Source organism: Pseudomonas sp. FIP_A4 (assembly GCF_036701605.1).
Lineage (GTDB): Bacteria > Pseudomonadota > Gammaproteobacteria > Pseudomonadales > Pseudomonadaceae > Stutzerimonas > Stutzerimonas phenolilytica.
Window position 1 is genome coordinate 1 of sequence record NZ_JAYDXP010000030.1, and the last position, 255, is coordinate 255.

1 protein-coding gene is annotated in these 255 nt (G+C 65.1%); it reads right to left on the reverse strand.

What is annotated here, in order from left to right; genetic code table 11:
* Positions 1 to 255 (reverse strand): VCBS domain-containing protein (locus U8L64_RS00210; RefSeq protein ID WP_333392712.1); only part of this gene is annotated, 255 nt, incomplete at both ends.

The window sequence follows — 255 nt, forward strand, 5'->3', positions numbered from 1 at the left end:
GCTCAGGGTCGGGCCGTCGTTGCTGCCGGTGATGGTGATGGTCAGCGTTGCGCTGGACGGATCGCCGTCGGCGTCCTGCATGGTGTAGGTGAAGGTTTCGGTGAGGGTTTCGCCCTCGTCCAGGCCCTGCACCGCGGCATCGTTCGGGTTGATCAGGTAGCTGTAGTTGCCAGCGCCCAGGTCGGTGAAGGTGCCGTGTGCCGCCGTGGTGCTGGTCCAGTTGACGAAGCTGTTCGGGGTATCGGCACCCGGTTG